Genomic DNA, 18,263 nt, shown 5'->3' with positions numbered 1-18,263 from the left:
ATGACTCGACGATTCGCTCAGATCGATGTGTTCTCCGCTACCGAGACCGGTGGTAACCCGGTTGCCGTGGTGCTCGATGCCACCGACATCCCCGACGACCGGATGGCCGCGTTCGCGCGCTGGACGAACCTGTCGGAGACGACCTTCGTGCTGCCGCCGACCGACCCTGCCGCCGATTACCGTCTGCGCATCTTCACCCCGGACGGCGAGCTGCCGTTCGCCGGGCATCCAACCCTCGGCTCGGCACATGCCTGGCTGACGACGGGCGGCCGGCCTGCGGGGGAGGACATCGTGCAGGAGTGCGGCGTCGGCCTGGTGCGACTGCGGCGCACTGGTGCACGGCTGGCCTTCGCGGCGCCGCCGTTGCGGCGGTCTGGACCCGTCGACGCCGCCGTCGTCACCGAGGTCGCCGCGGCGCTGCGGGTCGACACGGCCGAGGTCCGCGCGGCCGAGTGGGTCGACAACGGGCCGGAATGGATGGTGTTGCAACTCGAATCGGGCGAGCGGGTGCTCGAGGTGACCCCGGACATCCCTGCCCTCGGCGATCACAAGGTCGGATTGTTCGGGCGGTACGGCTCGGGGGACGGAGAGGTCTTCGGCGAGGTGCGCGCGTTCGTTCCGGGCATCGGGGTACCCGAGGACCCGGTGACGGGCAGTCTCAACGCCGGCATCGCCATGTGGTTGCGGGCCACCGGGCAGGCGCCGGCGTCCTACGTCGCCGCGCAAGGTGCGGCGCTCGGTCGGGCCGGCCGCATCCACGTCCACGACGACGGCGAGCACATCTGGGTCGGCGGCGACACGACGACGGTGATCGAGGGCACGGTGACGCTCTAGTGGTGTGTCTCGGAAATAAGCGACTGGTCTCCGGCGCTCGATCGGCGCCTGGCTGCGTTGTCGTCGGTCGAGATAGCTCCGCTATCCCTCCCTCCTCCGCCTTGCCAGACCACCGATCGCTCCACCGGATACCGGCCACCTATTTCCGAGACACACCACTAGCGATGTCGGACCGCACCGGATGGTGTCGGCGCGCTGTGCCAAGGTGGGTGCCATGAGCGACGCCCCTGGCGACCCGGACAAGGGTGATCCCGAGACGAGTGGCGGCGAGACCCTGAGCAACAAGGCTGCCAAGAAGCGACGTCGACGCGAACCGCCACCGGACCCGGCGCCGCTGCCCGGCCTCGTCGACGCGCACACCCACCTCGCTGCATGCGGCGGACGCGACGCCGAGACGGTCCGCGCGATCTGCGACCACGCGCTGGGCGTCGGCGTCGGCCATGTGGTCACCGTCGCCGACGACATGGTCGATGCACGGTGGGCGGTCGCCGCCGCGGAGTGGGACGTTCGCGTCTACGCGGCGGTGGCCCTGCACCCGATGCATGCCGGCGATCTGAACGACGAGACCGCCGCCGAGCTCGAGCACATGGTGCGTCACCCGCGAGTCGTCGCGGTGGGCGAGACCGGGCTCGACTATTACTGGCCCGGAAAGTCCGACGACTGTGCGTCGCCCGAGGTGCAGCACGAGACGTTCCGCTGGCACATCGACCTCGCGAAGCGGGTCGGCAAGCCGCTGATGATCCACAACCGCGAGGCCGACCGGGATCTACTCGACGTCCTGGCCGCGGAGGGCGCCCCGGAATCCGTGATCATGCACTGCTTCTCCGGTGACCGAAATGTTGCACGCGAATGTGTCGAGCGTGGGTTCATGCTCAGTTTCGCCGGCACTGTGAGCTTCGCCAACGCCGATGAGCTCCGGGTCGCGGCCGAGTTGGTCCCCGACGACCAGATCCTCGTCGAGACCGACGCGCCGTTCCTGACCCCGCATCCCTACCGTGGCCAGCCCAATCAGTCCTATTGTCTGCCGTACACAGCCCGGGCCCTCGCGGCCGTGCGTGGCGTGGCGGACGAGGAGATGGCTCGCATCCTCGGGGCGAACGCACGGCGCGTCTACGGCATCCCTTTGCCATAATCTGGCCGGTTCGTTATCGTACTGTGATCCAGCTGGCCGATGTGCTGATCCACTCGGCCGGCGTGGTGCCAGTGTTGCCTATCAGGATGTCGTGCCCTTGTCTTCTCTGCCCAACCCAGAGCTGCAAAACCCCGAACTGTCGAACCCGGAGCCGTCCGCTCCGACATCGTCGGGTTCGGTGTTCGCCAAGATCAACGGCTCGAAGTCGTTGCGTGTCCGCGTCGCCGTCGGCGCCGTGTGCGCCACCGTCGCGGCCGGCGGGGTCATGGGCGTCAGCATGCACAAGAACGTCGCGATCGACGTGGACGGCGACATCCGGCACGTGTCCACCATGGCGATGTCCGTCGAGAGTCTCCTCGAGTCGGAGGGGCTGGCGCCCGCCGACGGTGACAAGGTGAGCCCGGCACCCGACTCGGGCTTCGGCGACGGCCAGACCATCAAGGTCAACAAGCTCAAGGAACTCACCCTCGACATCGAGGGCAAGCGCGAGACCATCGTCACCAACGCCTCGACCGTGGACCAATTGATGGCCGAACGCGGACTGACCCACGCCGCCGAGGAGACCGCCTTCGGCGAGGAACTGCCGGTCGACGGCGGTCAGATCGAGGTCGCGCTGCCCAAGCCGGTGAACCTCGTCGACGGACCGGCCCGCAAGCGCCCGACCGTCGCCGCGCATACCGTCAAGGATCTGCTCGAGTCGCTCGGCACCCCGCTGGGCGCCGAAGACAAGGTCACCCCGGCCGCCGACACCAAGATCACCCCGAACCTCAAGATCGTCGTCACCCGGATCAAGACCGAGGACGTCACGCTCACGGAACCGGTCGCCCCGCCGGAGGTCAAGAAAGAGGACCCGACCCTCGTCCGCGACCGCAAGGTCGTGGAGAAGAAGGGCACGCCCGGCGAGGCGCGTGTCACCTACAAGGTGACCACCGTGAACGGCCGGGTCGTCAAGCGCGACAAGCTGACCAGCGAGGTGCTCAGCGAGCCCGTCGCGGCCACCGTTCGCATCGGCACCAAGCCGGGTGCGCCGTTCGTGCCGCCGGGGTCGGTGTGGGATGCGCTCGCCGCGTGCGAGGCGACCGGCAACTGGGCGATCAACACCGGCAACGGCTTCTACGGCGGCGTCCAGTTCGACCAGAACACCTGGGAACGCTGGGGCGGACTCGAGTACGCGCCGCGCGCCGACCTCGCCACCCGCGAAGAACAGATCGCCATCGCGAAGAAGACCCAGGCGGTCCAGGGCTGGGGCGCATGGCCGTCCTGCTCGTCCAAGCTGGGCCTGCGCTGATCAGCGACTCGACAGCGGGTTCACCCGACAGCGCGCCCGACGAGGCTCCGCGTCTCCTCGGGCCGGCACAGATCAGGGAGCTCGCGGCGGAGGTCGGCGTCCGGCCGACCAAGACTCTCGGACAGAACTTCGTCCACGACGCGAACACCGTGCGAAGGATCGTCGCGGCATCGGGGGTCGGGCCCGACGACACCGTCCTCGAGGTCGGGCCCGGGCTGGGCTCGCTCACCCTCGCCCTCCTCGGGACGGCGGGCAGGGTCGTCGCCATCGAGATCGATCCGGTGCTCGCGGAACGTCTTCCGGCGACGATCGCGGAGTATGCCCCGAGTCGGCAGGGCAACTTCGAAGTCATCCTCGCCGACGCGCTACAGGTGACGCGCGACGACCTGCCGGTGGTCCCCACCGCTCTGGTCGCGAACCTGCCGTACAACGTGTCGGTGCCGGTCCTGTTGCACCTGCTCGGACTCTTCCCGGAGATCACCACCGCCCTCGTGATGGTGCAGGCCGAGGTCGCCGACCGCCTCGCCGCCGGCCCGGGCAGCCGCACCTACGGGGTGCCGAGCGTCAAGGCGCGCTACCACGGTCGCGTGAGCCGGGCCGGTGCGGTGGGGCGCAACGTCTTCTGGCCCGAACCCAAGGTGGAGTCGGGTCTCGTCCGCATCGAACGAACCGACGACCACTCGACCGATCCCGTTGTGCGGCAACAGGTGTTCGCCGCGATCGACGCTGCATTCGCCCAGCGACGCAAGACGATGCGCTCGGCGCTGGCCGGCTGGGCCGGTTCGGCGGCCGAGGCCGAACGCCGGCTCCGTGAGGCCGGTATCGATCCGGGTGTGCGGGGCGAGAAGCTCGACGTCGACGACTTCGTCCGCCTCGCTCGCACGACCTGATCTCGACGCCGGGTCGCTGATCGCGGGAGACCGCGGCTCGTCGTGGGGGCGGGCGCAAAACCACTCGCCGTCGGCGGGGAGAGGCTCGTACCGTGTTGTGCATCCACAGCATCGACGACGAGGTCCGACATGGCTCCACCACAGACTCTGACGACGCCGAGGCTGCGGCTGCGCGCACCCGCCGACCGTGACATCGAACCGATCTTCCGCGCCTGCCAGGACCCGGACATCCAGCGCTTCACACTGGTCCCGGTCCCGTATACGCGGGCGCACGCCGAACATTTCGTCCGCGACATCGCCCCGGCCGCCGGGTCGTCGGTGTGGACGATCGAGATCCCCGGCGGTGAACTCGTCGGCACCATCGGACTGCGAACCGTCGAGAAAGGCGTTGCGTCACTGGGCTATTGGTGTGCGCCGTCGCATCGGGGCCATCGCTACCTCACCGAGGCGCTCGCCGCGGTCCTCGACCACGCCTTCGCCGACCCCGCCGACGGCGGAGCCGGGTTCGATCGCGTGATCCGGCGGGCGCTGGTCGACAACGTGGCCTCGGCGCGGCTGGCGGCGTCGGCCGGCTTCCGCTACACCGGCCGACGCCCCGAGGACGAGATCGATCAACTCCCGTCGGGTCGCCACGTCGGCGATGTGCACACCGCCGTGCTGCGAGCGGGCGAGGACCGCACCCAGCAGTCCTGGAACCTCGAGCAATCGGACTCAGTTCGACGCGGCGCGCAGTTTCTCCAGTAGCTCGGGAGCGGCGTCGCGCAGGAACGCGTCCTGGGTGTCGCCCCCGATCTGCACCAGCGCGATGTCGGTGAACCCTGCCTCCCAGAACGGTTTCACCGCCTCGACGATCTGGTCGAGGTCCGGGCCGCAGGGGATGTTGCCCGCGACGTCGTCCGGCGTGACGAACTGCGTCGCTGCGGCGAAGCCCGCGGTGGTGCGCAGGTCGGCGTTGACATCCCACCCGCCGGCGAACCACCGGAACTGATCGTGGGCGCGCTCGATCGCCTTGTCGCGGTCGGGATCCCAGCTGATGGGGATCTGCCCGATCGCGCGGGACCGCTGCCCGTCGACGGTCGGGGTCGACGAATGTTCGTTCCAGGCCTTGATGAAGTCGGCGTCGGGTTCGACGGCGATCAGGTGGTCGGCCAATGGCCCGAACGTCTCGATACCCGCATTGCCCGCCACCGCGACGCCGATCGGGACGGGCTGGTCGGGCAGATCCCAGATCCGGGCGGCGTCGACCTGGAAGAACTCGCCGCGGAAGTCGACAAGCTCACCGGTGTGCAGTTTGCGGATGATCTCGATCGCCTCGGCGAGCATGTCCTGGCGGTCGGCGACCGAGGGCCAGCCCTCGCCGACCACGTGCTCGTTCAGGTTCTCGCCCGAGCCGAGGCCGAGAGTGAAGCGACCGTCGGCGAGGATCTGCAGCGTCGCAGCCTTCTGCGCGATGATCGCCGGGTGGTAGCGGATCGTCGGGCACGTCACGTAGGTCATCAGGTCGACCCGCTCGGTCGCGTGGGCCACGGCTCCCAGGACCGTCCACGCGTACGGGGCGTGTCCCTGGGCCGAGAGCCACGGGAAGTAGTGGTCGCTCGACACCTCGAAGTCGAAGCCGGCGTCTTCGGCGCCGACGGCGTACCGCACCAGCTCTTTCGGGCCTGCCTGCTCGGTCATCAGGGTGTAGCCGAAACGTGTTGCCATGGAGGTCTCCTCTGCGAGATGGGTCGCCTCGGTGTAGCCATGAGTCATGGGTCCGAAACCCGGGACGCTCGAGACGGTGGTGCCCGGACGACGGACGTTCGACGACGGGGCGCGGTTCTCGACCCCGGAAACGAGGCGCAGATGCCAGACCGGAAAGCGGATGGGTCGATCGACACCGTGCTGCTCGATGTCGACGGTACGCTCGTCGACTCCACCTACCTCCACGCGTTGGCGTGGATGCGGGCCTTCGCTGCTCACGAGCTGATCCCGCAGTGGTGGCAGGTGCACCGGGCGATCGGCATGGGTGGCGACCGGCTCGTCGGCGAGCTGCTCGGCGACGACGTGGAGGAATCGCTCGGCGACACCTTGCGCGACGAGTGGGAGGAGGCCTATCGCGACCTGCTGCCCGACGTGCGGCCCCTGCCCGGCGCTGCCGATTTGGTGCGGGGACTGCTGGACGCCGGCTACCGGGTGGCGCTCGCGTCGTCGGGCAAGTCGGAGTTCACCGACGCCGCGCTCGAGTCGATGGGATTGTCGCGGAACGACTTCGCCGCCGTGACCACCTCGGACGACGCCGATTCGTCCAAACCGGCGCCCGACATCCTGTCGGTCGCGCTCGCCGAGGCCGGCGGTGGAAAGGCTGTCGTCGTCGGCGACACCGTGTGGGACGTGGCGTCGGCGCATCGCCTGCCGGCGGAGTGCGTGGCGGTACGGTCCGGTGGTTTCGCGGAGGGTGAGTTGCGCGACGCGGGCGCGGTGCTGGTCGTCGAGCACGTCGGACAACTCGTCGACCGCGGCTGGCGCCCCTGATCGACGGCGGCTGGAGCGCCGGACCGACCGCATCGGTCGGCGCGGGGCCGACGTCGGGGCGCTAGGCTGGATCATTGTGTCGCGAACGTCGCTGTCGGTGGTGTCGGACTCCGTCACCGCGCGGGCTCCGTCGAAGGTCAATCTGCACCTCGGGGTCGGTCCGCGCCGCGAGGACGGCTACCACGACCTCGTGACCGTCTTCCAGGCGCTGTCCCTGCACGACGACATCAGGGTCGCCCGGGCCAACGAGATGAGCATCACGGTTCGTGGCGAAGGCGCCGGGTCGGTCCCGACGGACGAGTCCAACCTGGCGGTCCGGGCGGCGCTGGCACTTGCCGAGTGGGCGGACCGTCCCGGCAAGGTCGCGATCGACATCGACAAGACGATCCCGGTGGCCGGGGGCATGGCCGGTGGCAGCGCGGATGCCGCCGGGGCGCTGGTCGCACTCGCCGCCCTGTGGAAGCTCGACATCGGCCGCGACGACCTCGCCGCGATCGCGGCGGACCTGGGCAGCGACGTCCCGTTCGCGTTGCACGGCAACACCGCCCTGGGTACCGGACGCGGCGAGCGGCTGATGCAGGTCCTCTCCCGCGGTGACTTCCACTGGGTGCTCGCGCTCGCACGCGACGGACTGTCCACGCCCGCGGTGTACCGCGAACTGGATCGGCTGCGCGACAGCCGTTCCGGAGAATGCGCCACCGACGACGAGCGGGACCTCCTCCGCCGCCCCGACGAACTCATGCAGGCCCTGGCGTCCGGTGACCCGCACGCGGTGGCGCCCTTGCTGCACAACGACCTACAACCGGCGGCGCTGTCGCTGCAACCCACCCTCCGCCGGACCCTGCGTGCCGGAATCGACGCCGGAGCACTGGGCGGCATCGTGTCCGGCTCCGGTCCGACATGCGCCTTCCTGTGCGCCGACGAGACCGGCGCGGTGAACGTCGCCGCCGAACTGTCCGGCGCCGGCGTCGCCCGGTCGGTCCGCACCGCCAGCGGTCCCGCCGCCGGTACGCGCGTCCTCGGAGCCGACGTCCGCCACTGATCGCCTACGGTTGCCTGATGTCCCGCAGACCCTCCGCAGTCGTCGCCCCACTGCTCGCGGTCAGCGCAGTCGTCGCTCTACTGCTCGCGCTCTGCATCGTCACGGCCGGCCCGTCGACGGCCGCCGCACCCGCCGACGGTTTCGTCTTCACCACCTCCGAGGTTCCCGACGACGAACTCCCGTCGGCGGCCGGTTCGGGCACCCGCCTCACCTATGCGACGCGCGATCAGAACGGCCGCCCGGCGATGTCGAGCGGCGTGTACTGGGTGCCGAAGGGTACGCCGCCCGCTGGTGGCTGGCCCGTCGTGTCCTGGGCACACGGGACGGTCGGCCTGGCCGACGAGTGCGCGCCGACCCTGCACCGGCTGGGCGACGGTGTCGAGGCCCCGGTGCGCGCGGCGCTCGACGCCGGGTTCGCGGTCACGGCAACCGATTACGCGGGGCTCGGGTCGGCGGGGGAGACCGAATACCTCGGCGGTCGCGCGGCGGCTCACTCGGTGATCGACATGATCCGCGCGGCGCGGTCGGTCGACGCCTCGCTCGGATCACGCTGGGTGTCGACCGGGCACTCGCAGGGGGGCCACGCTGCGCTGCACGCGGGCCGTCTCGCCGCGGAATTCGCACCGGAACTGCCGGTCGCCGGCATCGTCGCGATCGCCCCGGTCTCGTCGCTGGAGAACCTGTTCGGTCTGTTCGGTCCCCGCGTGCCCGGCCTCGGCGCGCTCAATGTGCTGAGTGCGCCGTTCCTGTTCACCCTCGCCGGTCTCGACCACGCGAATCCAGAACTCCGCGTCGCCGATTCCCTGACGTCGGACGGCAAGCGTTTCCTCGACCGCGCGCGTGCCCGGTGCAACGGGGATCTCGTAGATGCGTTGCGGTCGGTGCCGCCGGGCTCACTCGTGGCGTCGTCGTTCACCGCGGAGCAGGACTTCCGGGACGCCCTGCGGGAGTATGCGGAGGTGCCCGTCTCCGGCTACCCGGTGAAAGTCACGCTCGCACATGGTCTTCTCGATCCCGTGCTGCCTTACCCGCTGAGTCGTTCGCTGCGGTCCGCGATGCGTGAGGCCGGCACGGATGTGGACCTCAAGACCTACGCGCGGGCCGATCACAGCGGCGTCGTCGACGAGTCGCTGCCGGACGTGCTGGCCGCGATCCGGGAGTCGTTCGGCCGTTGAGGTCGGGCCGACCGGTTCTCGCGGAGTCGATCACTCGACGCTCTCGCCGAGTTCCATCCAGCGTTCCTCGAGTTCTTCGAGTTCGGATTCCATGCTGCGGATGCTCTCCGTCTCCGCGGCAAGGCCTTGGTAGTCGGACTGATCATGGTCGGCCAGCGCGGTCCGGGCAGCATCGATCTTGCTGTGCAGCTTGTCGATCCGACGCTCGAGCGAGGCGAGCTCCTTGTTGGCCGCGCGCAGCTCGGCGCCGCTGAGGGACGAGCCCGACACGCCGCCGTTCCCCGAAGCTGTGGCGCTCGTACCGGATCCGCCCGACGTCGATCCGGAACCCGACGTCTTCGCCTGTGCCGAGCGGAGTCTCAAGAACTCGTCGACGCCGCCGGGGAGGTGGCGGAGCCCGCCGTCGAGGACGGCGAACTGCTGATCGGTGACCCGCTCCAGGAAGTACCGGTCGTGCGAGACGACGATCAGCGTGCCGGGCCACGAGTCCAGCAGGTCCTCGAGCGCGGCGAGCATGTCGGTGTCGAGGTCGTTGGTCGGCTCGTCGAGGATCAGCACGTTCGGCGCGTCGAGCAGGATGAGCAGCAACTGCAGCCGCCGCTTCTGCCCGCCCGAGAGGTCGCGGACCGGGGTCGAGAGCTGCGCGCCGTCGAAGCCGAGCCGCTCGAGCAGCTGCGACGGCGACAGTTCCTGTGCCTTCGACCCGGAGCCGAAAGTGTACGTGGTCTGCAACTGCGCGATGACCACCCGCACCGGGTCGTCGAGGTACCGGTCGAGGTCGTCGAGGCGTTGGGTCAGGGTGGCGACCTTGACCGTCTTGCCGCGTTTGACTCGGCCGCCGGTCGGTTCCACGGTTCCGGCGATGAGGCCGAGCAGCGTCGACTTGCCCGCGCCGTTGACCCCGAGGATGCCGGTGCGCTCACCGGGCGCCAGCCGCCACTCGACGCCGTCGAGGACGTTGCGGTCACCGTAGGAGACCGACACGTCGAGCAGGTCGACGACGTCCTTGCCCAGACGAGCGGCGGCCAGTGACTGCAACGCAACCGTGTCGCGGACCGGTGGGACGTCGGCGATGAGGGCATTGGCCGCGTCGATGCGGAACTTGGGCTTCGACGTCCGGGCCGGCGCGCCGCGGCGGAGCCAGGCCAGTTCCTTGCGGGCGAGATTCTGTCGTCGTGCCTCGATCGCGGCGGCCTGCCGGTCCCGTTCCACCCGTTGCAGGATGTACGCCGCGTAACCACCCTCGAAGGGTTCGACGATGCGGTCGTGGACCTCCCAGGTGACCGTGCACACCTCGTCGAGGAACCACCGGTCGTGGGTGACCACCAGCAGTCCGCCGGCGTTGGCCGGCCAGCGTCGCTTCAGGTGGTCGGCGAGCCAGGTGATGGCCTCGACGTCGAGGTGGTTGGTCGGCTCGTCGAGCGCGAGGACGTCATGCTCGCCCGCGAGGAGTCGTGCCAGCGACACGCGGCGGCGCTGACCACCCGACAACGAACTGGTGGGCGCTGTCCATTCGACGTCGCCGAGCAACCCGCCGATGACGTCGCGGACCTTCGCGTCGCCCGCCCATTCGTGTTCGGGACGGTCGCCGACGACGGCGTGCCCGACGGTCTCGTCGTCGTCGAAGACGTCGACCTGGTCCAGCACGCCGATGCGGACGCCGCCGCGGACGGTGACGCGACCGGAATCGGGTTGCATCCGTCCGGCGAGCATCGCCAGCAGGCTCGACTTACCGTCGCCGTTTCGGCCCACGATGCCGATCCGGTCGCCCTCGTTGACCCCGAGGGACACCGACTCGAAGACCTTGGTGGTCGGGTATTCGAGGCCAAGGGTTTCCGCGCCGAGTAGATGAGCCACCCGACAAACGCTAGTGGGTGACCGGTCTCGACCTAACGGCGGATGGCCCCGTTGATCATGGCCGCGAACGCGACGGCGCCGGCCTGGTTGACGTGGAAGGGCAGCGCGATCCGATTCGACAGCGCGCTCTCGTACCAGGGATTGATGAGGTTGCAGGCATCGTGTCCCGCCGATCCTCGGTTGGCGTCGATGAAGGTGCCGCCGACCTCGGTCGACGCCCGCCAGAGCGCGCCGTTGGCGCGGTTGAAGACATCGCGCATCCACCGGGCGTCGGGGTCACTCAGCGGGACCAGCGGCCAGCACCCGGTGAACCCGATGAAGCCGCCCAGACCGACGACGATGATCTGGGCGTGCGGCGCCTTGTTCCGGATCGCGCGCAGAGCGGGGGTGACGCGGTTCTCCATGAGTTCGATCCGCCACCGGACCTCGTTCTCGAGGGCACGGTTGTGGCGGCAGCGCCGGTCGGTGAACGCCGGGGTCCGGCACTGGCCGAAGATCGCGCCCCACCGCATGTCGTTGCCGCCGATGCTCACGGTGATCAGCTGAGCGTCGCGCGGAACCAGGTGCAGCTGAATGGGTTTCGTGCCACCGCTGGTGTGCTGCGGGGCCCGGTACAGATGTGCCGACTGCGCGCCCGCACACGAGGCGTCGATGAAGCGTCGCGGCAGGGTCGCGGCGGCGACGAGGGTGGGGTAGTTGAACGCCGACCGCTTGCACCCGCCGAAGTAGGCGGGCGTCGGGGTGTAGAAGCTGCCGGACGCACGCGAATCACCGAGAGCGACGTAGGTACCGCCGGTGTAGCGCGTCGGGGCCGCCTGCGCGGGCGCGGCCACCGCCGCCATCATCGACACCACGAACGCGGTGACCAGCACCGTCGCCAAGATCTGGACCCCGCCCCGAAACCTGCCTACCACCGAACACCGCTTCCACTGCCCACCGAGTTTGCTCAGGGAATCTTAAGGCACGACCTCGGGTCCGACGACAGAGTGCGGGATCCGTATTGGAAACCGGCACGAATCCCGCACTCTGCGGGAAGTGGAACCGGCGCGATCCCGGGTGCGTCTACAACCACATGGCTACTGCACCTGCGTTGCGGACCTTCATCCTCACGCGCGACGGCGTGATCACCGCGGCGCAGGCCCGCGAGCACGGTCTCAGTCGTGCCTCGGTGGCCCGGCGGGTGAAGTCCGGTGAGTGGGTTCGTGCGAGTTCCGGCGTCTATCGCCTGGCCGATCATCCGGTGACCGCAAGGACCCGGACCCGACTGGCGACCCTGCAGGTCTCCGCGGACGCCGTTCTCAGCGGACTCGCGGCGGCGTGGTGGCACGGCCTCGTGACCAAGCGGCCGACGACGACTACCGTCACCGCTCCCCGAAGCTGGCACGGTTCGCCGGAGAAGGGGACGGTGGTCATCCGGAGATCCCTCGACGCGGCCGACGTCGTGGTCGAGAAGGGACTCACGGTGACCGCGGTGCCGTTGTCCGTCCTCGAAGGCGCCGTTGAAGGAAAGATGGACGTACTCGACCGGGCACTTCAGAACAAGAAGGTCACGGTTGACGCTCTCCTCGAGACCTACCAGCGGCGACGCCGCTGCCGTGGTGCAACCGAGATGGCGAAGATGCTCGTGCTCGTCGGTTCTGGTGCCCGTTCGGCTGCCGAACGGCTGACCGTGAAACTGTTCGCCGAGCACGACATAGCGGGTTGGGTCGCCAACCACCCGGTGTCCGGTTACGAAATCGACTTCGCCTTCGTCGGGAGGAAGGTGGCGGTCCCATCACCCCTCCGCAAAGTGCGGGATTCGTACTGGAAACCGTTACGAATCCCGCACTTTGGAAGAGCTCTGGACCACCTACAGGCCGAGATCCTTGGCGATGATCGTCTTCATGACCTCGCTGGTGCCGCCGTAGATCCGCGTGACGCGGGTGTCGGCGTAGAGCCGGGCGATGGGGTACTCCAGGACATAGCCGTACCCGCCGTGCAACTGCAGGCACTTGTCGATGACCTTGCCGGCGGTCTCGGTGGCGAACAGTTTCGCGCGAGCAGCATCGGGGACGGTGAGCTCACCCTCGTTGTGGAGTTCGAGTGCGCGGTCGACGAACTGCCGGATGGCCTCGACCTCGGCGGAGCACTCGGCGAGGACGAACTTGGTGTTCTGGAACGCCGCAACGGGTTTGCCGAAGACGTCGCGCTCCTTGGTGTAGGCGATCGCGTGCTGGACGGCCGCGGCGGCGGTGGCCGACGCCCCGATGGCGATGGTGAGTCGTTCCTGCGCGAGATTGTGCGCCAGGTACGAGAAGCCGGCACCCTCCTCGCCGAGCCGGTCCTCGACCGGCACCTTGACCGAGCTGAACGAGAGCTCGGCGGTGTCGGAGGCCTTGAGGCCGATCTTCTCGATCCTGCGTCCGACGGCGAAACCCTCCGACGAGGTGTCGACCACCAGGATCGACAGGCCCGCACGACGATTCGACTCGTCGAACGGTGCGGTCCGGGCGACGACCAGGATGCGGTCGGCCAAGGCGCCGCCGGTGATGAACGTTTTCGCGCCGTCGAGCACGTAGTGCGACCCGTCCTCGGACAGCTTGGCGGTGGTCGAGATGTTGGCGAGGTCCGACCCGGTGCCGGGTTCGGTCATGGCGATCGCGAACATGAGTTCGCCGGAACAGAATCCGGGCAACCACCGCTGCTTCTGCTCGTCGGTGGCGTACTCGACGAGGTAGGGGAGGATCAGGTTCGAGTGCACCGAGTAACTGCCGAAGGTGACACCGGCCGCCGATGTCTCCTCCGCGATCACCATCGAATAGGTGAAGTCCGAGACGCCACCGCCCCCGAACTCCTCGGGTGCCTCGATGCCCAGGACGCCGAGTTTGCCCAGCCTGTTGTAGAATTCACGCGGCGGATGGCCCTGCTTCTCCCAATCGTGGTACACCGGCGCGACCTCTTTGGCGATGAAGTCACGGATGGTGTTGCGGAAGGACTCATGGTCCTCGGTGAAGATGCGACGCTGCATTGGTCCCTCGAAACTGTTGTGGGCGGACGGGTCTGACGACATTCACCTCAAGTGGTCATCGCTCCTGATATTCGCGTAGGAGCCCCTTGGAGATGATCTGTTTCTGGATCTCGCTGGTGCCCTCGCCGATCAGCAGGAAGGGCGCGTCGCGCATGAGGCGCTCGATCTCGAATTCCTTCGAGTAGCCGTAACCGCCGTGGATGCGGAAGCTGGCCTGAGTGACCTCGGCGCAGTACTCACTGCACAGGTACTTGGCCATCCCGGCGGCGACGTCGTTGCGCTCGCCGGAGTCCTTCAACCGTGCGGCATTGACCATCATCAGGTGTGCCGCCTCGACCTTCGTCGCCATCTCGGCCAGCGAGAACGCAACGGCCTGGTGCTCGGCGATGGGTTTGCCGAAGGTGGACCGCTGCTGCGCGTACTTCACCGCGAGTTCGAAGGCGCGCTGGGCGATTCCGCAGGCGCGGGCCGACACGTTGACGCGCCCGACCTCGACGCCGTCCATCATGTGCGCGAAGCCGCGGCCGGGTTCGCCCCCGAGGATGTCGGTGGCGGGCGCGCGGTAACCGTCGAAGATCAGCTCGGTGGTGTCGATGCCCTTGTAGCCCATCTTGTCCAGCTTGCGCGGGATGGTCAGGCCGGGGAGTACCTCGCCGAAGCCGGCCGGCTTCTCCACCAGGAACGTCGTGAGGTTCTTGTGCGGCTTCTCGTTGCCCTCCTCGGTACGGACAAGTGCGGCAACGAGAGTCGACGACCCGCCGTTGGTCAGCCACATCTTCTGACCGTTGATGACGTATCCGTCGTCTCCGTCCCGCTTCGCGCTGGTCTTGATCGCCGCGACGTCGGACCCCAGTTCCGGTTCGGACATCGAGAACGCGCCGCGCACCTCGCCCGTCGCCATGCGGGGGAGGAAGCGCTGTTTCTGCTCGTCGGTCCCGTGCTGGCGGATCATGTACGCCACGATGAAATGGGTGTTGATCACGCCCGACACGCTCATCCATCCACGTGCCAGTTCTTCGACGCACAACGCGTAGGTCAGCAGGGACTCGCCGAGTCCGCCGTACTCCTCGGGGATCATCAGGCCGAACAGGCCCATCTCGGCCATGCCGTCGACGATGGCCTGCGGATACTCGTCGGCGTGCTCGAGTTCCTGTGCGGTGGGGATGATCTGCTTGTCGACGAACGAGCGGACGTTGGCCAGGATCTCCGTCTGGATCTCGGTGAGGCCCAGGGTCTGCGCGAGGCGGGTCATGGTGGCTGGTCTCCGAAGTCGGTCGGGGTGCGCTCGCACCGTCGGGCGGACGTTGGTGCGCGACCGGCACGCGCCCGTCTCACAGCATGCCCGGCGGCGGCCCGGCGAAGTAGTCGCGGTGAACTAAGGGAGCGATAGCGCGAGCCAATGGCACTCGGCTGCGCCACCGGCGCCTATCGGTCCGATAGCCATCGCCGATGACCCCGCTCGCAACTCCGTGTCCTCGACACATAGGCAGCGACAGTCAGGTCGTTCGCCGAGCGAACGTTGTCACATGGGTTGACCCTGGTGTGAATCGGAACGGATATGAGCCATAACACTTACGGAGCGCATCGCAACCCAGATCACTGGAAGAGGTAATGCCATGACGGTCTCCACCGCCTCCGGATCAGGAGCCGGCGACAAGCCCGGATCAGCGGCGCGCACGGGACCCGATGGTCCCGCCCACACCGTCGACTTCGAAGCGGCCCAGACGCCGCGAGGTCTCGGCCCACGCGGCGAATCACGCGCCGGCGCCTGGGGTCTCACGGCTCTGCTGGTCAGCCTCTACGTCATCAACTACGCCGACAAGGCGGTTCTGGGCATCATCGCGCAACCGCTCCGCGAGGAGCTGGGCCTGAGTTCGTCCCAGATCGGTCTCGTCGGCAGCCTGTTCTTCCTGACGTTCACGATCGGCGGATTCTTCGCGGGACTGCTCAACCGCTGGATGACCCTGCGCTGGTCGCTGGTCCTGCTGGCCCTGTGCTGGGCCGCGGCCATGCTGCCCATGGTGGTGGTGGCGTCGTTCGCGGTCCTCGTCCTCAGCCGGCTGTTCCTCGGTCTCGCCGAAGGTCCGAGTTCGGCGCTCCTGCACACGGCGGCCTACTCCTGGCATCCGCCGGCCCGGCGCGCCCTGCCCGGTGCCCTCCTCGCCGGTGCCGCGTCGATCTCGAAGATCGCGATCGCTCCGCTGCTCGCCGTGATCACAGGAGCTTCGGGTGGCGCTGGGCACTGATCTCCCTTGCCGCCGGTGGCCTCGTCTGGTGTGTCGTCTGGCTGTCGACCTGGCGCAACGGCCCGTACATCGCGAGTGGGAAGACGTCGAAGGACGCGCCGACCGCGAGTGCCGGCGCCGAACCCGCGACGCCGTGGATCTCGATCTTCCGCTCACGCACGTTCGTCACCGGCGCGCTCGTCGTGATGAGCGTTTATGCGCTGGTCAGTGTCGTGCTCACGTGGTTGCCGTCGTACTTCGAAGAGGGGCTGGGGTACAGCCGCCTGCAGTCCGGGTCGATGTTCGCGTTCCCCTCGATCGTCGGCCTGGTCCTGATGGTGCTGAGTTCGATCACGAGTGATCGGATGATCTCGAAAGGGGCGACCTCGCGGATGCTGCGCATCGTCGTGCCGTCGGTCGGGGTTCTCGTCTCCGGTGTCCTGCTGTTCCTGCTGCCCTCGGTCGGCACACCGATCGTCGCGGTCGCGATCCTGTCGATCGGTTATGGATTCGCGGCCACGGTGTTCCCGCTGTTCAACGCGGCCGTCGCCGAGATCTGCCCGCCCCGGCAGACCGCCGGAACGCTGGGTGTCTTCCTGGCGATCATGGCGATCGGTGGTCTCGTCGCGCCGTACGCGACGGGTGTCATCGTCGACGCGGCCGCCACGCCGGCCGAGGGTTACGCCACCGCGTTCCAGGTGCTCGGAATCGTCGCCGCGGTGTGCGCGGTGCTCGCGCTGGTCTTCGCCGATCCCGAGCGCGATCGTGCTCGGTTGCGTCCGCACGCGCCGACCGTCGAGGCGCCACCTCATGACTTGCGCGTCCCATAGGTAGGGCCTCATCGACTGTGAGTGTGAATCGACTTGTCTGCCAAGCGCCCCGGTGGTCGGCTCGTCACAACGGGCGATCGGCGTCCGCCGGCGTGGTGCACGTCGGACACAACTTCATCCCTTGCCCTGACATCGAGGAGTCCCCATGCGTGATGCAGTGATCGTCGACGCGGTCCGCGCGCCCATCGGCCGCCGCCGCGGCGCCCTGTCCGGTATCCATCCCGCCGACCTGTCCGCCCACGTACTGGAGGCGCTCGTCGAGCGGACCGGCATCGATCCGGCCGTCGTCGACGACGTCGTCTGGGGATGTGTCAGCCAAGCCGCCGAGCAGGCGGGCAACGTCGCCCGGACGGCCGTGCTCGCCGCCGGCTGGCCCGAGAGCGTCCCCGGAACCACCGTGACGCGCGCCTGCGGGTCCAGCCAGCAGGCGGTCAGCATGGCGGCCGCGGCGGTGGTGTCCGGCCAGCAGGATGTCGTGATAGCCGGCGGGGTCGAGTCGATGAGCCGGGTCCCGATGGGCAGCGCCGCACCGAACGGCGAGCATCAGCCGCCCACGGTCCTCGACCGTTACGGCGTCGACAAGTTCAGCCAGGGGATCGGCGCCGAGATGGTCGCCGCGAAATGGGGATTGAACCGCACCCGCCTCGACGAGTACTCGCTGCGCTCGCACGAACTCGCTGCGCAGGCGGCCGACCGCGGTGCGTTCGACGCCCAATTGGCGCCGATCCCGGGGGTACTCGAGGGGGACGAGGGCATCCGCCGCGGTGGGACGCTCGAATCGCTCGCCAAGCTCAAGCCGGCCTTCAGCGAGGACGGCGTGATCCACGCCGGCAACTCCTCGCCGATCTCCGACGGGTCGGGTGCCCTGCTGATCATGTCCGGCGAGACCGCGAAGTCGCACGGTCTCACGCCGATCGCCCGCATCCACACCGCGGTCGTCGCCGCCGATGACCCGGTGATCATGCTGACCGGGCCGATCCCGGCCACGGCCAAGGCGCTCAAGCGATCCGGGCTGTCGATCGACGACATCGGGGCCTTCGAGATCAACGAGGCGTTCGCCCCCGTCCCGCTGGCCTGGCAGGCCGAGACCGGTGCCGACCTGGACCGCCTCAACCCGCTCGGCGGAGCGATCGCCGTCGGTCACCCGCTCGGCGGTTCGGGCGCCATCCTCATGACGCGGCTCGTCCACCACATGCGCGACAACGGCATCCGGTACGGACTGCAGTCGATGTGCGAGGCCGGTGGCATGGCCAACACCACCATCCTTGAACTGCTCTGATCCGAAAAAAGCGCAGCACCGCTGGCCCTCCTGCTCCCTGCCCTAATCCGAAAGAAGCGACCCCATCCCATTGCTCCCTGAGGTGTGAGGAGCGATAGCGACGAGCCACGAAGGGCCTGGTGAGACACGTTGCGGAGCCCTTCGTGGCTCGCTTCGCTCGCACCTCAGGGAGCAACGGGGGCTCGCTTCG

Annotated in this window: 14 protein-coding genes and 2 pseudogenes; 11 read left to right on the top strand and 5 right to left on the bottom strand. The window is 68.6% G+C overall.

Annotation, left to right across the window (positions count from 1 at the left end; genetic code table 11):
* The 5 genes from Q9R39_RS22405 (at position 1) to Q9R39_RS22385 (ending at position 4,888) form a co-directional block, all read left to right on the top strand.
* Complete coding sequence (locus tag Q9R39_RS22405; protein ID WP_311278286.1) at positions 1-834, top strand: PhzF family phenazine biosynthesis protein; 834 nt, start codon at positions 1-3, stop codon at positions 832-834.
* 214 nt (positions 835-1,048) lie between these two features.
* Complete coding sequence (locus Q9R39_RS22400) at positions 1,049-1,966, top strand: TatD family hydrolase (protein ID WP_065630930.1); 918 nt, start codon at positions 1,049-1,051, stop codon at positions 1,964-1,966.
* A 136-nt stretch (positions 1,967-2,102) separates the two neighbouring features.
* Positions 2,103-3,254: a resuscitation-promoting factor gene (locus Q9R39_RS22395; protein ID WP_205333112.1), complete on the top strand. Its 1,152-nt coding sequence runs from the start codon at positions 2,103-2,105 to the stop codon at positions 3,252-3,254.
* On the top strand, positions 3,218-4,144 hold the full coding sequence (gene rsmA / locus Q9R39_RS22390) for a 16S rRNA (adenine(1518)-N(6)/adenine(1519)-N(6))-dimethyltransferase RsmA (protein WP_065630888.1): 927 nt from the start codon (positions 3,218-3,220) through the stop codon (positions 4,142-4,144). The genes Q9R39_RS22395 and rsmA overlap by 37 nt, the downstream gene beginning before the upstream one ends.
* A gap of 129 nt (positions 4,145-4,273) precedes the next feature.
* Positions 4,274-4,888: a GNAT family N-acetyltransferase gene (locus Q9R39_RS22385; RefSeq protein WP_311278285.1), complete on the top strand. Its 615-nt coding sequence runs from the start codon at positions 4,274-4,276 to the stop codon at positions 4,886-4,888.
* On the opposite strand, the gene Q9R39_RS22380 is transcribed toward Q9R39_RS22385, so the two are convergent.
* On the bottom strand, positions 4,856-5,848 hold the full coding sequence (locus Q9R39_RS22380) for an LLM class F420-dependent oxidoreductase (protein WP_058251659.1): 993 nt from the start codon (positions 5,846-5,848) through the stop codon (positions 4,856-4,858). The genes Q9R39_RS22385 and Q9R39_RS22380 overlap by 33 nt on opposite strands.
* Before the next feature lie 141 nt (positions 5,849-5,989).
* Between Q9R39_RS22380 and Q9R39_RS22375 the strand changes: the two genes are divergently transcribed.
* From Q9R39_RS22375 to Q9R39_RS22365, 3 genes are all read left to right on the top strand, one after another.
* On the top strand, positions 5,990-6,658 hold the full coding sequence (locus tag Q9R39_RS22375; protein WP_311278284.1) for an HAD family hydrolase: 669 nt from the start codon (positions 5,990-5,992) through the stop codon (positions 6,656-6,658).
* Between the two features lie 76 nt (positions 6,659-6,734).
* Complete coding sequence (locus Q9R39_RS22370; RefSeq protein WP_058251444.1) at positions 6,735-7,700, top strand: 4-(cytidine 5'-diphospho)-2-C-methyl-D-erythritol kinase; 966 nt, start codon at positions 6,735-6,737, stop codon at positions 7,698-7,700.
* A 17-nt stretch (positions 7,701-7,717) separates the two neighbouring features.
* Positions 7,718-8,875 (top strand): lipase family protein, encoded by a 1,158-nt coding sequence (locus Q9R39_RS22365; protein ID WP_165630305.1) that lies wholly within the window; start codon positions 7,718-7,720, stop codon positions 8,873-8,875.
* A gap of 30 nt (positions 8,876-8,905) precedes the next feature.
* On the opposite strand, the gene Q9R39_RS22360 is transcribed toward Q9R39_RS22365, so the two are convergent.
* Entirely contained in the window at positions 8,906-10,732 is a 1,827-nt protein-coding gene (locus tag Q9R39_RS22360) for an ABC-F family ATP-binding cassette domain-containing protein (RefSeq protein ID WP_165630304.1), read from the bottom strand.
* 32 nt (positions 10,733-10,764) lie between these two features.
* The gene (locus tag Q9R39_RS22355; RefSeq protein ID WP_396275730.1) at positions 10,765-11,577 is read right to left on the bottom strand and encodes an SGNH/GDSL hydrolase family protein; all 813 of its coding nucleotides are present in this window, start codon (positions 11,575-11,577) and stop codon (positions 10,765-10,767) included.
* A gap of 227 nt (positions 11,578-11,804) precedes the next feature.
* Here Q9R39_RS22355 and Q9R39_RS22350 point away from each other — a divergent pair.
* Positions 11,805-11,951: pseudogene (locus Q9R39_RS22350) on the top strand (type IV toxin-antitoxin system AbiEi family antitoxin domain-containing protein); the annotation flags it as partial.
* 630 nt (positions 11,952-12,581) lie between these two features.
* On the opposite strand, the gene Q9R39_RS22345 reads toward Q9R39_RS22350, so the two are convergent.
* Together Q9R39_RS22345 and Q9R39_RS22340 are read right to left on the bottom strand one after the other, a co-directional pair.
* Positions 12,582-13,739: an acyl-CoA dehydrogenase family protein gene (locus Q9R39_RS22345; protein WP_311278282.1), complete on the bottom strand. Its 1,158-nt coding sequence runs from the start codon at positions 13,737-13,739 to the stop codon at positions 12,582-12,584.
* Positions 13,740-13,794: 55 nt separating this feature from the next.
* The gene (locus tag Q9R39_RS22340) at positions 13,795-14,991 is read right to left on the bottom strand and encodes an acyl-CoA dehydrogenase family protein (RefSeq protein ID WP_068972399.1); all 1,197 of its coding nucleotides are present in this window, start codon (positions 14,989-14,991) and stop codon (positions 13,795-13,797) included.
* 364 nt (positions 14,992-15,355) lie between these two features.
* Between Q9R39_RS22340 and Q9R39_RS22335 the strand changes: the two are divergent.
* Positions 15,356-16,794, top strand: a pseudogene (locus Q9R39_RS22335) (MFS transporter).
* 145 nt (positions 16,795-16,939) lie between these two features.
* A complete protein-coding gene (locus tag Q9R39_RS22330) occupies positions 16,940-18,073 on the top strand; it encodes a thiolase family protein (protein WP_311278281.1) in 1,134 nt (377 codons plus the stop codon).
* The last annotated feature ends 190 nt before the right edge of the window (positions 18,074-18,263 follow it).

This window comes from Gordonia sp. AC31 (assembly GCF_031844505.1).
Classification (GTDB): Bacteria; Actinomycetota; Actinomycetes; order Mycobacteriales; family Mycobacteriaceae; genus Gordonia; species Gordonia hongkongensis.
Note: the sequence above shows the minus strand (reverse complement) of the source record. Positions and strands in the feature narration are given on the sequence as shown.

Coding starts and splice junctions, on each gene's coding strand:
- Q9R39_RS22355 (WP_396275730.1), bottom strand. CDS start 11,577: ATGATGGCGGCGGTGGCCGCGCCCGCGCAGGCGGCCCCGACGCGCTAC.
- Q9R39_RS22375 (WP_311278284.1), top strand. CDS start 5,990: ATGCCAGACCGGAAAGCGGATGGGTCGATCGACACCGTGCTGCTCGAT.
- Q9R39_RS22380 (WP_058251659.1), bottom strand. CDS start 5,848: ATGGCAACACGTTTCGGCTACACCCTGATGACCGAGCAGGCAGGCCCG.
- Q9R39_RS22365 (WP_165630305.1), top strand. CDS start 7,718: ATGTCCCGCAGACCCTCCGCAGTCGTCGCCCCACTGCTCGCGGTCAGC.
- rsmA (WP_065630888.1), top strand. CDS start 3,218: ATGGCCGTCCTGCTCGTCCAAGCTGGGCCTGCGCTGATCAGCGACTCG.
- Q9R39_RS22400 (WP_065630930.1), top strand. CDS start 1,049: ATGAGCGACGCCCCTGGCGACCCGGACAAGGGTGATCCCGAGACGAGT.
- Q9R39_RS22340 (WP_068972399.1), bottom strand. CDS start 14,991: ATGACCCGCCTCGCGCAGACCCTGGGCCTCACCGAGATCCAGACGGAG.
- Q9R39_RS22330 (WP_311278281.1), top strand. CDS start 16,940: ATGCGTGATGCAGTGATCGTCGACGCGGTCCGCGCGCCCATCGGCCGC.
- Q9R39_RS22345 (WP_311278282.1), bottom strand. CDS start 13,739: ATGCAGCGTCGCATCTTCACCGAGGACCATGAGTCCTTCCGCAACACC.
- Q9R39_RS22405 (WP_311278286.1), top strand. CDS start 1: ATGACTCGACGATTCGCTCAGATCGATGTGTTCTCCGCTACCGAGACC.
- Q9R39_RS22385 (WP_311278285.1), top strand. CDS start 4,274: ATGGCTCCACCACAGACTCTGACGACGCCGAGGCTGCGGCTGCGCGCA.